This is a genomic window from Cutibacterium acnes (assembly GCF_003030305.1).
GTDB classification, from domain to species: Bacteria; Actinomycetota; Actinomycetes; order Propionibacteriales; family Propionibacteriaceae; genus Cutibacterium; species Cutibacterium acnes.
The window spans coordinates 630,005-642,908 of sequence record NZ_CP023676.1 but is presented as its reverse complement, the minus strand read 5'-3'; the positions used below and the strand labels follow the sequence as shown (position 1 = coordinate 642,908).

The window sequence follows — 12,904 nt, the reverse complement described above, 5'->3', positions numbered from 1 at the left end:
ACCGACGTGAATCAGGCCTTGGACGCAGCCTCGAGGGCAGCGTCGTAATCCGGCTCGGTAGTGATCTCATCGACGAGCTGGGTGTAGGTAACCTTTCCCTCAGCGTTCACGACGATGATGGCGCGCGCGAGCAGATGCTGCATCGGGCCATCGGCGAGGGTAACGCCAAGGTCCTTACCAAAATGGGAGCGGAAGGCCGAGGCGACAACGACGTTCTTGATGCCCTCCGCACCGCAGAAGCGAGCCTGGGCGAATGGAAGGTCACGAGAAACACATAAGACGATGGTGTCGTCGAGTCCAGCGGCTTTCTCGTTGAAGGTGCGCACACTCGTTGCACACACTCCGGTGTCCACACTCGGGAAAATGTTGAGGACGAGCTTCTTGCCCTTCAACTCATCGCTTCTCAGCTCCGACAAGTCACTCTTGACGAGAGCGAACGACGGCAACAAGGAACCGACCTGAGGAAGGTCCCCGACGGTGTTAAGGGGTTTTCCCATCAAAGCGGTAGTAGCCATGTCGGTACCCTATGCAGGCCAGACCATCGACCACGAGTATTCGGCAGATGATTCACTCATGGGCGAACACAGCCGACACCTCGTCCAGAGCGCAAACTTCGTCGCTGGACAAGACGAGGTCGGGAGCGGCTAGCAAAGCATCAAGCTGGTCGATAGTGCGCGCCGAAGCAATAGGTGCGGTAACCCCTTTAGCCAGTAGCCACGCCAATGAGACCGAGGTCACCTCGACGCGATGGTCCCCAGCAATCTGACGCAATTGATCGAGGACAGCGAAGGCCGCCTTCTCGTGCTCGGCGTCTGGCAAGTACGCCGCCATCATGGATTCTCGGGTGACACCGTGCAGGTCGTTCCGCGTGGCGTACTTGCCTGTGAGGAACCCCGACGCCAGCGAAAAGTACGGGAAGAGGGCCAGACTGTACTCACTGGCGAGCTGACCATAGCCCTGCGGATCCTCAACGTCTGCGCGATGCAACAAGTTGTACTGGGGCTGCAATGCCACCGGGCTGGCTAGTCCTTCATGCTCGGCCACCTCAAGCCACTTCTGCTCGCGGGCCACCGAGAAATTCGACAAGCCAACCCAGCGCACCTTGCCAGCCTTGACAAGCTTGTCAAAAGCCGCTGCCATGTCCTCGATCTGCTGGGTGTCGTCGTCGAAGTGGGCGTAGTAGAGATCAATGTGGTCGGTATGGAGCCGGGCCAGGGAAGCGTCAACTGCGGCAGAGATGTTCTCCGGCGCCAAGCCCTTGAACTCTGGGTGGGTAGCAACTTTCGTGGCAATAACGATGTCGTCACGTCGCCCGCCTTGTTCCAACCAAGAACCAATGATTCGCTCGGACTCGCCCCCGTTATTGCCGTCGGCCCAATGGGAATAGCCGTCAGCGGTGTCGACCAGCGATCCCCCGGCACCAAGGAAAGCGTCGAGGATGGCATGGGAGTCGTGTTCATCAGCCGTCCAGCCGAAGGTATTGGCCCCCAAAACCAATGGTCTGATGTCCAGATCTGTGCCAGGGATACGAGTCATGAGACCTCCTAGACGATGCCCGGGATCAGGACCGGTCAACCAGATCGATGTCAACCATGATCTCGGTGGCAATGGCTTCTAGTTCCGAGCGTAGATCGTCGAGGGTCGTCGCGTTTGTAATCCGGCACTGCACCTGCGCCTCAAAGAGGATGCCGTCCCCCATCGGGGCCTCACGCAACCCAGTCGAAAGATCGTCGATGGTGACCCCGAGGCGAGCCATGGTAGCCGTTACTTTATGGATGATGCCCGGATGGTCGTGGCCGACGAGGTGAACCACCAAGGCAGCCTCGCCCTCATCCTGCTGCGGGGTAGTCGGGATAGTATCAGTAACAGTGACCCGCAAGCCCTTGACCTCAAGACCGGCTAGGTCAGCCTTAAGAGGCTCGACCTTAGAACTTTTGATGTCAACGAGGACAATCCCCGCGAAGGCACCAGCGAGCCGTGCCATACGGCTATCAAGCCAATTTCCGTCGTAATGGGCAACAATTTCAGACAAGTCGGAGACGAGCCCGGAGCGGTCGGCGCCGACCACGGTGAGAAGGAGCTGAGTCATGACACGAGTCTACGCGGCCCCGGTCACCACCGCGCCCTGGTAGTCGCAGTGGGGCCATCAAACTCCGTGAAACCGGCATCAACGACTCTCACCCGAGCAACATCAGAGTCCCAATGCTCAACCGTGGGTGTAACAACGCGAACTCGAAATCCGTCGTGGCGCCAGGTTTCCAGAGTGTGGCGGTCATCGTCGTTACCGAAGCTCATAGCCTCGTGGGCGAGCTGGGCGGCATGGCCACACTGAGCGCAAGCCTTGCCGGTAGTCATCTCAATGCGAGGGTTAATTTCTATCGTGACAACGGGTTCGGTAGTGGCGGAATCGCCGTCGGCAGGCAAGTTGGTGCCGGCGACCTGAAGTTTGTCGATCTGCTTGGGCTGCGGGTGCACCGGGGCTGGAACGAAGGCCCGTACCCTGGCTGGACCAGTTTCGGGACTGGCATACGGGGGTGGATCCTGGCTGATGGTGACGCCGTCGAGAACCTGGACGTCGTCCCATCTCTTTCCAGAGGCGCGGCGGACGATCTTGCGGATGCGCTTGTCAGACCACTGCCGCACGGCGTCATGCCATGGGCCTCCCGGTTGGGTACGAGGATCATCGAGAAGAAAGACGACGGCTCGCGCTGCCGCCTCGCAAGCGTCTACCTGACGTGCCGGGTGATGTTTATCACGAAGTAGCACCAGTTGCATTGCCCAGGGGTCGGGTTCGTGGTCGGGTGTAGTCACCCGTGGCACGATACCGGTCAGACCGACAACGGAACAGACGACACATCACTGTGTCATTGTGAAAACTCTCCTCAGCGCTGTGCCGCGCACTGGCCTTTGTGAGCGCTCGCCCGTGACAAAGCGCCAATCTCGCCATGGCGCTCCATCAATTCACTGCAACCAGTCCCTTGGCTGGCAACCCTGTCTCAGCCATTTCGCGGAACAACCTTGCAAGATCTTCTCCTTCAACTCCGACCTTACAAACAACGAGGACAGTGTCGTCACCCGCGATGGTGCCAAGCACTGTATGGACACCCGAGGTGTCAATAGCTGAACCCAAATATTGTGCTGCGCCCGGAGGAGTCTTAATTACCACCGCACCGTTATTGTAATTGACAGCGATGCACAGTGAGTGACACATACGAGCCAAATGGTTCCGAGCAGGCAGCCCCGTCGTCATTTGGGAAGGATGCTCACCCTCAGGAATGCTGTATTGAAAATTCCCCAACTGATCTCGACCGCGCGCCGCCCCTACATCCTTGAGGTCTCGGGAAAGAGTGCCCTGGCTCACGACTATTCCCTCGGCAGCTAGCCTACGCGCCAATTCAGCTTGGGAAGATATCTGCTCAGATCGAATTAAAGCGCTAATGCGCGACAGCCTTGCCGCCCTAGATATGAGAACCGGTCTGTGATCATCGTTCGACAACGACATCGCCCCTTTCGCACACACCCGTCACGAATACCCTAGAGCCTTAACCCATGGCAACCCCGCCGGGACTCTCTAGCGTCGTCGTGTACTTTGTACACGGCATGCTACTATCCCGGCGGGGCTTCAGTTCATCGCTGTCAGGGGATGATGGCAGTCCCGTGCGTGCCCGCGACCAGACCTTGGATGTCTTCCAACGACCCGATCACAGCACGTTTCCCGGTAGCCAACGCAAAGTTGCAGGCGGCCTTAACCTTCGGACCCATCGAGCCAGCGGCAAACTCCGTGTTGAGGGCATCCGATGCGTGCATCTGCTCGATGCGCTCCTGATCAGGCTCTCCCCAGTTGCGGAACACACCGGCCACATCGGTAGCGATGACCAGCAGGTCCGCGTCGACACGCACGGCGAGTTCGGCTGACGCAAGATCCTTGTCAATGACTGCCTCAGCCCCGTGCAGAATACCGTCCTCGTCGTAGACGCAGGGGACGCCGCCGCCTCCGGCACACACCACCATGACGCCGGAATCCACCAACTGGCGGATCGCCTTCTGCTCGATGATGTTCCTGGGCTGCGGGGACGCGACCACACGCCGGTAGTACTCTCCGTCCGGGGCTATCGTCCAGCCCTTCTCAGCCGCCAGGCGCCTGGCAGTTGCCTCGTCGTAGACCGGGCCGATCGGTTTCGTGGGATGCTTGAAAGCAGGATCATCTGCGTCGACGACTGTCATCGTGATCATGGTGACGATCTGCTGATCCTGAGGCATCACATTGCCGAGTTCCTGCTCGATCATGTAGCCGATCATGGCCTGTGACTCTGCGCCCAGGACATCCAGCGGATAGATACCGACTTCCTCGTAGGCTGTCGATTGCAGAGCCAACAGACCTACCTGGGGGCCATTACCATGGGCTACAACGACCTCGTGATCGACCGCAACCTCCTTGATGTGGTTTGCGGCGATGCGCACATTGGCACGCTGATTCTCCGCCGTCATGGTCTCGCCACGCCGCAGCAACGCGTTACCACCAAGTGCAACCAAAATCCTCATATTCTTCCTCAGATCACTCGTCAGGCCAGGGAGGACACCAGGACGGCCTTGATGGTGTGCATGCGATTTTCCGCTTGGTCAAACGCGATGCAGGCAGGCGACTCGAACACGGACTCCGTCACCTCAATGCCATTGGCCAGCTCCGGGTAGGTCTTGGCAACCTCAGCACCAACCGCCGTCTCACTGTTGTGGAATGCCGGCAGGCAGTGCATCACCTTGACGCGCGGGTTACCAGCAGCCTTGACCAACGCATCATTGATCTGGAACGGCAGCAAGGTGCCGACCCGCTCGCTCCAGCTCTCCACAGGCTCGCCCATGGACACCCACACGTCGGTGTGGATGAAGTCGACATCGCGCACGGCCTCCTCCGCAGAAGCGGTCACCAGCACCTTGCCACCGGACTGCTCGGCCCACTCGCGGCAACGTTCCACCAATTCGGCCTCAGGCTGCAGCCCCTCGGGAGCACCGATACACACATCCATGCCGAGCTTGGCACCCAGCAGCAGGAGCGAACGGCCCATGTTGTTGCGCCCGTCGCCGACGTAAGCGAACTTGATCTCGTGGAACGGTTTCTCAGCATGCTCACGCATGGTGAGAGCGTCAGCGAGCATCTGGGTCGGGTGGAACTCGTCGGTCAGGCCATTGAAAACCGGGACACCTGCGTATTCAGCCAGCTCTTCCACCACCGACTGGTGGAACCCGCGGTACTCGATGCCGTCATACATACGCCCCAGGACGCGGGCCGTGTCCTTCATGGACTCCTTGTGGCCAATGTGAGATCCGCTGGGCCCCAAGTAGGTCACGTGAGCACCCTGGTCGTGAGCCGCCACCTCGAAGGCACAACGGGTACGAGTCGACGCCTTCTCGAAAATGAGGGCAATGTTCTTCCCCTTGAGGAGCGGCTGCTCCGTCCCGCAGTACTTGGCTTCTTTGAGATCTGCAGCCAAGCCGACAAGGAACTTGATTTCCTCAGTACTATGATGCGCCAACGACAACAAATGACGATTCTTCAGATTAAAAGCCATGATCTGATATTCCTTCCTTGATATGTCCGCTTCGTGCGGCGGACGCATATTACCTGTTTCGCTTTGGGACTTATCAGTAATCCACCGGATCACGAGTGATCGGGCAGGTCATGCAGTGGCCGCCCCCTCGACCGCGTCCCAGCTCGGCGGCCTTGATTTCGACAACCTCCACCCCGGCCTTCGCGAGCAAAGCATTGGTCGCGGTGTTGCGGTCGTATCCAACGACGACACCGGGCTCAAGAGCTACCACATTATTGCCGTCATCCCACTGCTCGCGTTGGGCTTCCCAGCAGTCGCCACCCGTCTCGACGGTACGCAGACCATCCAGTCCCAAGGAGCTGGCGACGACATCGGTGAAATGACGGTCGTCGACGCGCACCGAGAAGCCCGCCGCCTCGCTGCTGGGCTCGAGCACTAGCGGGGTGATGGTATCGACCACTGGCTTGTAAAGAGTCACGAGATCGACGTCGCAGAAACTAAACACCGTGTCGAGATGCATGGAGGCCCGGTCCGGCGCCATGGCCGCGACCACCATCCTGCGTGCTGCATTCTGGGCAAACAGGGAACGCGCCACCTGGGTGATGGCCTGCCACGAGGATCGCTCACCCATTCCGATAAGTACCGTGCCGTTGCCAACCGGCATGATGTCGCCACCCTCGAGGGTGGACATGCCATGATCAGCCTCGGCGCAGCCGTACCAGATCTTGAAGTCACGCTCGGCGAAGATGGGGTGATGAGTGTAAATGGCGCTAGCCAGGACGGTTTCCTGCTGACGAGCCGGCCAACGCATTGGGTTGAAGGTAACACCGCCGAAAATCCATGCCGTGGTATCTCGAGTGAACTGAGTATTGGGCAGCGGCGGAATGAGAAATTCATTTTCACTGTGCGCCTTGATAAGCGCACCAAGAACGTGCTTGCGTCTGTCCGCAGGCACTTCGCCGTAAGCTACGCCACCAATGAGATACTCGGCCAAGGTGTCCGAAGGCATGTCATTGAGCCAGTCCCGAACATCCTCGTCAACACCCAGCCCAACCGCGTTGGGGGACAACTTCCGGTCAAGTACCCAGGAACGACCCTCAGAGATATCAAGAACCTCGGACAACAGTTGATGCATTTCATGAACGACAATTCCACGTTCCCGCATCTTGGCCACGAAATCTCGATGATCTTCCTGTGCTTTTTCGACCCACAGGACGTCATCGAAGAGCAATTCTCTACAATTGCTTGGAGTGAGCCGACGATGCGCCAGACGCGGCTCGCACACCATCACCTCACGAAGCTTGCCAACTTCCGACCATGCACCAATGGGAGTAGTCATTTCTTAACCTTTCATCGTGGGGAAACAAGTTCCCTGCCATGGCAATCACCGCAGCACCGTAGGATTGCCCTCTTACATCACTGATTGTGTATATATTTATGAGTTTCCACATTAAGGGTGGGTAGAGCAATCACGTCAAGGAAAGCCTCCCGGTAACTATGGAAATGATGGATACCACGGAAATCAACGCCAGCAGGACAAGAACGCCGATCTCGTAGGGTTTGAAAATCCGTTTGGCCCGCTGCTCACGCTTGGCCCAGACGAACACTGCAGCACCAGGCAAGTAGAGCAGGGCCGCAAGCATGAGAGCATCCGCGCCTGCGGCAACGACGAGCCAGATGCCGTACAAGGTTGCGACAGTTGCGACCACGGCATCACGCACTCGCTGTGATCGGGGACCGTTCTCATAGGTTTCGCCCTTGATCACCATCTTCAGGGCGAATGCGGCTGACAGCAGGTACGGCACCAGGATGAGGGCGGCAGCCAGGGTCGCCATCGCCAAGTAAGCACCGTCCCACAACACCGTCATGACAAGGCATATCTGGGAGACGATGTTGGTGATCCACAAAGCGGGAGCTGGAGCCTCATGTTTGTTGATCCGTCCGAACAGTTTCGGCATGGTGCCGTCCTCACCCGGCACCTGCATCGTCTCACCGCACAGTAGGATCCAGGCCAGTAGAGCCCCAAGCAGGGAAATGATGACACCAGCACTGACAAGCACCGAGCCCCACGGCCCGACGACAGAGGACAGAACATCACCCATAGACGCGTCGGGCAAGCCGGCCAGCTTGGCCCGATGCATGATCCCCATGCTCAGGAGGTTGACACCGATGAGGAGAACCAGGACGAAGAGAAAACCACCAACAGTCGCCTTGCCCACATCAGAACGTTTGCGAGCACGCTTCGAGTAGATCGACGCACCCTCGATCCCAATAAACACCCACACGGTGACGAGCATCATGCTCTTGGTCTGGGCAAAGACACTGCCCAAGCCCGCGTGGCTCCCCCAGAAGTCCTCGGTAAACACACCAACATCGAACGCAACAGCACAAATGGCAATGAATGTTATCAACGGCACAATCTTGGCAATTGTCGCGATCGTGTTGACAAAAGCAGCAGTACAAACCCCAGCCAGAACGAGAGCGTGGGTCAACCACAGCAGAACTGACGCCGCAAGCACCGCCCACACGGTGTTACCACCCGCGAAAGCAGGAACAAACTTGCCAACGGTCGAGAAAAGCAGCACCAAATACCCGACGTTGCCAATGAGGGCAGAGAGCCAATAGCCCCACGCCGAGTTGAACCCGATGAAATCACCAAATCCCGCCTTGGCATAGGCATAGATGCCGTTATCCAGATCAGGACGACGGATAGCCAACTTCTGATAGACCATCGCCAAACAGATCATTCCGATCCCGGTGATCGTCCAACCAATCACCATAGGACCTGGACTAGCGGCAGCAGCAATATTCTGCGGAAGCGAAAAAATACCGCCGCCGATCATGGAACCGACGACAAGAGAAAGCATTGCGGGGAATGACAGCTTCCCAACATTGACGTCTTCACCCATGGATACTTCTGTAGACGCCTGTCCAACGACTTGCTCAGCCATACTCACCTCATAACCCTTCGCCACACCATTGTTGCGATGGCCAGCTGGCGAAGCGCCTGGCCCCAGAATGACCATAGGGAGGATCTACAGCGGACGTCAACTGATCCTAAACCAGCATCTAGCGCCATATTCAATTAATATTGAAACCTTATTCAACAACGCAAAAATACATCCATCAGAAGGCTGCTTCACACCCGTTCCCAACCAAGCGCCAAGCGAATCTAATGACGTCTTAGCAGATCTATATTCATCCGAGAGTCATCCCCGAGAACCAGCGATCGCAAGCCGCGACGCCGCAGGCACCCCTACCAGGTCACTGCCACCCCTCAGGACACACTCCTCCATCGAGATGAACCCCATCCAACCATGGATACCGATCACAACGGCTCTAGACAGCTCAACGTCGAACCCATCCTATGAAACATGATACGAGCCGGCCAGTCCACTGGTATACGCATAGTTTCTGCAAAGACAGATCAGCAGCAACCAGTCAGACAAGCTGACGTCCGACTCAGAATCATCCATAACCACGGCAGTGACGCCCACCGTATCTTAGGCATGTTCATCGAAATAACGTGGCCCTTGGCAAGCGCGCTCAACGGCCCACCACCTTCGTCATCAATTCATTTTTTGGCTGCTCCGAGCTCACGATGACATAACGAAACTCGCAAGTCTTGCCATGCACGGCCGAGTAACTAATTCTCACAAACCATTGTATGTTCCGCAAGCCCGAAGCTACGCGCACGCTTCATCCCATGCTGAAATGATTCCGGGCCTTTCACTCACATATCTAGACTCGAACACATAATAGGTCGAGCAACCGCTGGGCTGTGGCAGCGGACGAGGCCGGATTTTGACCAGTGACCAGCGTCTTGTCCGTAACGACGTAACTATCACCGTCAGGACCCTTGCTGTACCGAGCGCCTGCCTGCTTCAGGGAGTCCTCTACGAGGAAGGGAACGACGCCAGTCAGGCCGGCGGCCTCCTCCTCACCGTCGGTGAAACCGGTCACCGAACGATCGGTAACAAACAGCGTTCCATCGTGTTTTTTGACGGTGTGCAACACACCGGGGGCATGACATACCAGACCCAGCGGCCGCCCCACGGCGTCGCTATCCAAGATGATCTGCTGCGAGGTGGGATCGTCCGCCAGATCCCACAGCGGACCGTGGCCACCCGGGTAGAACACCGCGTCGAACGTGGCGATATCGACCTCCGACAACGGGGTGGTAGTCGCCAAGGCACGTTTGGCCTGCTCGTCAACATCGAAACGGCGAGTGGCATCGGTCTGCATCTGCGGCAGCGAACTCGTCGGGTCGATCGGCGGTTGCCCACCCCGCGGCGAGGCTAGGGTGACGTCGTGTCCGGCGTCACAGAACACGTAATAGGGGGCGGCGAACTCCTCTAGCCAGAAACCCGTCTTGCGGCCGGTATCACCCAGCTGGTTGTGGGACGTGAGAATCATGAGGATTCGAGACATGGAGGGTGTTCCTTTCGCTGTGTCGTGCGGTGGCGCTTTTCGCAATATCCGTCGCGTGGCGCCGGAGCGCTCGATGCCCCCGAGGGCTGACCTAGAAGCGTCCCCAGGAGCACCTGACGTCAGTCGTCGACGACGGTGACGTCAACGCGGATATTGCCCCGAGTGGCGTTCGAGTAGGGACACACCTGGTGGGCCTTATCGGCAAGCCGCTGGGCCTCGTCGTGCGGCAGAGCCGGGATAACGACCTCCAGGGCGACGGCAAGGCCAAACCCCTCCCCGGCCTGACCGATTGAAACCCGTGCGCCCACCGAGGAGTCGCCAAGGTCCTTTTTTGCCTGGCGGGCCACCATCTGCAGGGCGGAGTGGAAGCATGCGGCATAGCCAGCCGCAAACAGCTGCTCCGGGTTCGTGCCCTTACCGCTACCACCCATCTCGACGGGAACAGCCAGATCCTCAGACACGCGACCGTCGGGACTTTGGACGTGACCATTGCGGCCGGCACCGGTAGCAATAGCCTCGGTGGTGTAGACGGGCTCGATCTCGATCATGGTGTCTCCTTACTCGCTGGACGAATGTGCGCTGACGTTTCTGTCGTGCAGCGTTATAAGAAACATAGCGCGCAACTAAGTTGTGTCCAATCTTGTTGTGCATCTAATATCCTCCCCGTTGTGCACGATCAAACGCTCGACCTCGACGACCAATTCTGTTTCTCCCTCTACCGAGCTAGCAGGGCGGTCACGCGCGCCTACCGACCGCTGCTCGAAGGCATCGGTCTCACCTACCCCCAGTACCTAGCCATGCTGGTGTTGTGGCACGCTGAGGGTCCGGTAGGCGTCAATGACATCGGAACGCGATTACACCTCGATAGCGGCACCCTGACTCCCCTATTGCGCCGCCTGGAAGACGCCGGCTTCATCACCAGAGCCTGGAGCAACGACGACGAACGGCGGCGCATCATCAGTCTCACAGAGGGAGGGCGCTCGTTACGTCACCAGGCCGCCGGTTTACCTGAGCGGATGCTAGCGCCGTATCCCACCCCGCCACAGGAGCTGGCCCAGGTAAAGGCATTTCTCGACGACCTGGCCACCCAGCTTGAGTGATGACTCAATGCCCCATGCGAGACGATTAGACGACATTGTCAGCATGGGATTCACGAGCCACTCTCGGTGCCCGAACCCCAATTGCGGTATGACGAAAGGTCCCCTTTCATCGTGCATATGCTCCTACTGGCGATCATCTACTTGGCTTTCATCAGCCTGGGTCTGCCCGACTCCCTGGTCGGCGCAGGATGGCCAGCCATGCATGAAAGCCTCGGCGTACCGCTGTCATGTGCAGGGTTCATAACCTTCATCATCGCCACCGGGACCATCATCTCGAGCCTGATGTCCGACCGGCTTACAACGCGTTTCGGCCCAGGACGAGTGACTGCGGCAAGTGTCGCGCTGACAGCCGCGGCACTGTTCGGCTTTTCCTTCTCGACTCAGTTTTGGGTGCTGTGCCTGTGGGCGATGCCGTATGGACTAGGAGCTGGAACGGTCGACGCCGCACTCAACAACTATGCAGCCCTGCATTACACCGCTCGGCACATGAACTGGCTGCACGGCTGTTGGGGACTCGGAGCATCGATCAGCCCGTTCATCATGAGCCAGGCGTTAAGTAGCGGTCACGGATGGCCGTCGGCCTATCGCACGGTCGGAACTCTGCAGGCCATACTGACAGCGATCGTCACCGTCAGTCTTCCGTTGTGGAACAAGACGCGGAAGATCAACGGCGGTGGCTCCGCAAAGCTGTTCGACCACGTGCCGACACGCGCGGCCTTGGCGACCCCGGGAGTTCCTGCCGTTCTAGGGGCCTTCTTCTCGTACTGTGCTGTCGAGAGCACCTCGATGCTATGGGCGGCATCGTACCTGGTGTCGGTGCGAGGGACGGACGGCGCGACCGCCGCAGCGTTCGCGTCTCTCTTCGTCCTGGGGATCACCGCCGGCCGGTTCTTGGCCGGGTTCGTAGCCGAACGCATCGGTGACCGGATGCTCGTGCGTGGCGGGTTCATCACGGTAGGAGTTGGCGTCGTCCTCGTCGGGCTACCCGGTGTGCCGTCATGGGTCGCCCTGGCAGGTCTGGTCATCGCAGGGCTTGGGTCCGCACCGATCTACCCTGCGATCATCCACTCCACCCCAACCACCTTTGGCGCGCACAACTCACAAGCGATCATCGGCATCCAGATGGCCGCAGCATACGTCGGGACGACGCTCGCTCCCCCACTGTTCGGGGCGATATCAGCCAACACCGGATTATGGACACTACCTCTGTACCTGATCGTCCTCGTCATCTTCGGCCTGGTAATGTCCGAGCATGTTACACGACGCGAGCGCGCCAGAGCACAAGACGGGTAGTCTCGACACGTTCGTCGTCGAGCCGGTTCGCGTCGATCCGACATATCTATCTGGAGGCTCCCATGGCCGTTCCGGTTGACTTCACTACCGTCTCGGCCCAGGGGCTGGAAACCTCCGAGCACCCCGAGGCCTTGGCAGGTTTACGCGCCAACGAAGCACGGTATTTCCACAACAAGTTCAAGCACACGTTTGAGGTGTCGCCTGCCAGTGAGGAGCCCTACGCACTCGCATGGGTAACCCAGATTCTGGCCGAAGAACGTGACATCACCATTGCCTCCCCAGCCCTGGAGATCAGCATCAATGACGTTGAGGGAATCCACTGGGTGCATGTGTTTTACGCGTCGGGCCTGGCGATCAACGTGCTGTGGACGGTGGCGAATTCCGGAAAACGGGCAGTAGGGTTCAAGCTGTGTGACGGCATGGACCAACCAGCTGAGTTGTCCGCGTTCAAGTTCGCCCGGCAACGCTCAAAACTCGCCGGAACCATCCGCGGTAGCTACTTCGTCATCAAGGGTGACTACCCGTACTGACGCC

Annotated in this window: 14 protein-coding genes; 3 read left to right on the top strand and 11 right to left on the bottom strand. The window is 58.7% G+C overall.

Going from position 1 to position 12,904, the window contains the following annotated elements; translation table 11 throughout:
• Positions 1-11 precede the first annotated feature (11 nt).
• The 11 genes from tpx to CPA42_RS03190 all read right to left on the bottom strand — a co-directional run bounded on the left by tpx (position 12) and on the right by CPA42_RS03190 (position 10,525).
• Positions 12-515: a thiol peroxidase gene (tpx, locus tag CPA42_RS03245; protein ID WP_002515184.1), complete on the bottom strand. Its 504-nt coding sequence runs from the start codon at positions 513-515 to the stop codon at positions 12-14.
• 52 nt (positions 516-567) lie between these two features.
• Positions 568-1,536, bottom strand: coding sequence for an aldo/keto reductase (locus CPA42_RS03240; RefSeq protein WP_002515124.1), 969 nt, complete (start codon positions 1,534-1,536; stop codon positions 568-570).
• Positions 1,537-1,561: 25 nt separating this feature from the next.
• Positions 1,562-2,089 (bottom strand): glycine cleavage system transcriptional repressor, encoded by a 528-nt coding sequence (locus CPA42_RS03235; protein ID WP_002515169.1) that lies wholly within the window; start codon positions 2,087-2,089, stop codon positions 1,562-1,564.
• A 23-nt stretch (positions 2,090-2,112) separates the two neighbouring features.
• On the bottom strand, positions 2,113-2,775 hold the full coding sequence (locus tag CPA42_RS03230; protein WP_002519212.1) for a peptidyl-tRNA hydrolase: 663 nt from the start codon (positions 2,773-2,775) through the stop codon (positions 2,113-2,115).
• Between the two features lie 181 nt (positions 2,776-2,956).
• Entirely contained in the window at positions 2,957-3,502 is a 546-nt protein-coding gene (locus tag CPA42_RS03225) for an arginine repressor (protein WP_002519213.1), read from the bottom strand.
• Positions 3,503-3,636: 134 nt separating this feature from the next.
• Positions 3,637-4,542, bottom strand: a complete 906-nt coding sequence (arcC, locus tag CPA42_RS03220) for a carbamate kinase (protein WP_002515151.1) — start codon at positions 4,540-4,542, stop codon at positions 3,637-3,639.
• 20 nt (positions 4,543-4,562) lie between these two features.
• Positions 4,563-5,567, bottom strand: coding sequence for an ornithine carbamoyltransferase (locus tag CPA42_RS03215; RefSeq protein ID WP_002515187.1), 1,005 nt, complete (start codon positions 5,565-5,567; stop codon positions 4,563-4,565).
• A 73-nt stretch (positions 5,568-5,640) separates the two neighbouring features.
• Positions 5,641-6,885, bottom strand: coding sequence for an arginine deiminase (locus CPA42_RS03210; RefSeq protein ID WP_002515158.1), 1,245 nt, complete (start codon positions 6,883-6,885; stop codon positions 5,641-5,643).
• 130 nt (positions 6,886-7,015) lie between these two features.
• A complete protein-coding gene (locus tag CPA42_RS03205) occupies positions 7,016-8,572 on the bottom strand; it encodes a basic amino acid/polyamine antiporter (RefSeq protein WP_002515133.1) in 1,557 nt (518 codons plus the stop codon).
• A gap of 715 nt (positions 8,573-9,287) precedes the next feature.
• Complete coding sequence (locus CPA42_RS03195) at positions 9,288-9,977, bottom strand: type 1 glutamine amidotransferase domain-containing protein (RefSeq protein ID WP_002515117.1); 690 nt, start codon at positions 9,975-9,977, stop codon at positions 9,288-9,290.
• A gap of 119 nt (positions 9,978-10,096) precedes the next feature.
• Complete coding sequence (locus CPA42_RS03190) at positions 10,097-10,525, bottom strand: organic hydroperoxide resistance protein (protein WP_002518125.1); 429 nt, start codon at positions 10,523-10,525, stop codon at positions 10,097-10,099.
• A 120-nt stretch (positions 10,526-10,645) separates the two neighbouring features.
• Here CPA42_RS03190 and CPA42_RS03185 point away from each other — a divergent pair, with 120 nt between their 5' ends.
• The 3 genes from CPA42_RS03185 to CPA42_RS03175 all read left to right on the top strand — a co-directional run bounded on the left by CPA42_RS03185 (position 10,646) and on the right by CPA42_RS03175 (position 12,900).
• Complete coding sequence (locus tag CPA42_RS03185) at positions 10,646-11,077, top strand: MarR family winged helix-turn-helix transcriptional regulator (protein ID WP_002519217.1); 432 nt, start codon at positions 10,646-10,648, stop codon at positions 11,075-11,077.
• 117 nt (positions 11,078-11,194) lie between these two features.
• The gene (locus CPA42_RS03180; RefSeq protein ID WP_002520317.1) at positions 11,195-12,370 is read left to right on the top strand and encodes an MFS transporter; all 1,176 of its coding nucleotides are present in this window, start codon (positions 11,195-11,197) and stop codon (positions 12,368-12,370) included.
• A gap of 62 nt (positions 12,371-12,432) precedes the next feature.
• A complete protein-coding gene (locus tag CPA42_RS03175; protein ID WP_002515161.1) occupies positions 12,433-12,900 on the top strand; it encodes a hypothetical protein in 468 nt (155 codons plus the stop codon).
• The last annotated feature ends 4 nt before the right edge of the window (positions 12,901-12,904 follow it).

What these genes read in the sequence shown, in the direction of transcription:
- tpx (WP_002515184.1), bottom strand. Translation starts at nt 515, where the DNA reads ATGGCTACTACCGCTTTGATGGGAAAACCCCTTAACACCGTCGGGGAC.
- CPA42_RS03240 (WP_002515124.1), bottom strand. Translation starts at nt 1,536, where the DNA reads ATGACTCGTATCCCTGGCACAGATCTGGACATCAGACCATTGGTTTTG.
- CPA42_RS03235 (WP_002515169.1), bottom strand. Translation starts at nt 2,089, where the DNA reads ATGACTCAGCTCCTTCTCACCGTGGTCGGCGCCGACCGCTCCGGGCTC.
- CPA42_RS03230 (WP_002519212.1), bottom strand. Translation starts at nt 2,775, where the DNA reads ATGCAACTGGTGCTACTTCGTGATAAACATCACCCGGCACGTCAGGTA.
- CPA42_RS03225 (WP_002519213.1), bottom strand. Translation starts at nt 3,502, where the DNA reads ATGTCGTTGTCGAACGATGATCACAGACCGGTTCTCATATCTAGGGCG.
- arcC (WP_002515151.1), bottom strand. Translation starts at nt 4,542, where the DNA reads ATGAGGATTTTGGTTGCACTTGGTGGTAACGCGTTGCTGCGGCGTGGC.
- CPA42_RS03215 (WP_002515187.1), bottom strand. Translation starts at nt 5,567, where the DNA reads ATGGCTTTTAATCTGAAGAATCGTCATTTGTTGTCGTTGGCGCATCAT.
- CPA42_RS03210 (WP_002515158.1), bottom strand. Translation starts at nt 6,885, where the DNA reads ATGACTACTCCCATTGGTGCATGGTCGGAAGTTGGCAAGCTTCGTGAG.
- CPA42_RS03205 (WP_002515133.1), bottom strand. Translation starts at nt 8,572, where the DNA reads ATGGTCATTCTGGGGCCAGGCGCTTCGCCAGCTGGCCATCGCAACAAT.
- CPA42_RS03195 (WP_002515117.1), bottom strand. Translation starts at nt 9,977, where the DNA reads ATGTCTCGAATCCTCATGATTCTCACGTCCCACAACCAGCTGGGTGAT.
- CPA42_RS03190 (WP_002518125.1), bottom strand. Translation starts at nt 10,525, where the DNA reads ATGATCGAGATCGAGCCCGTCTACACCACCGAGGCTATTGCTACCGGT.
- CPA42_RS03180 (WP_002520317.1), top strand. Translation starts at nt 11,195, where the DNA reads ATGCTCCTACTGGCGATCATCTACTTGGCTTTCATCAGCCTGGGTCTG.
- CPA42_RS03175 (WP_002515161.1), top strand. Translation starts at nt 12,433, where the DNA reads ATGGCCGTTCCGGTTGACTTCACTACCGTCTCGGCCCAGGGGCTGGAA.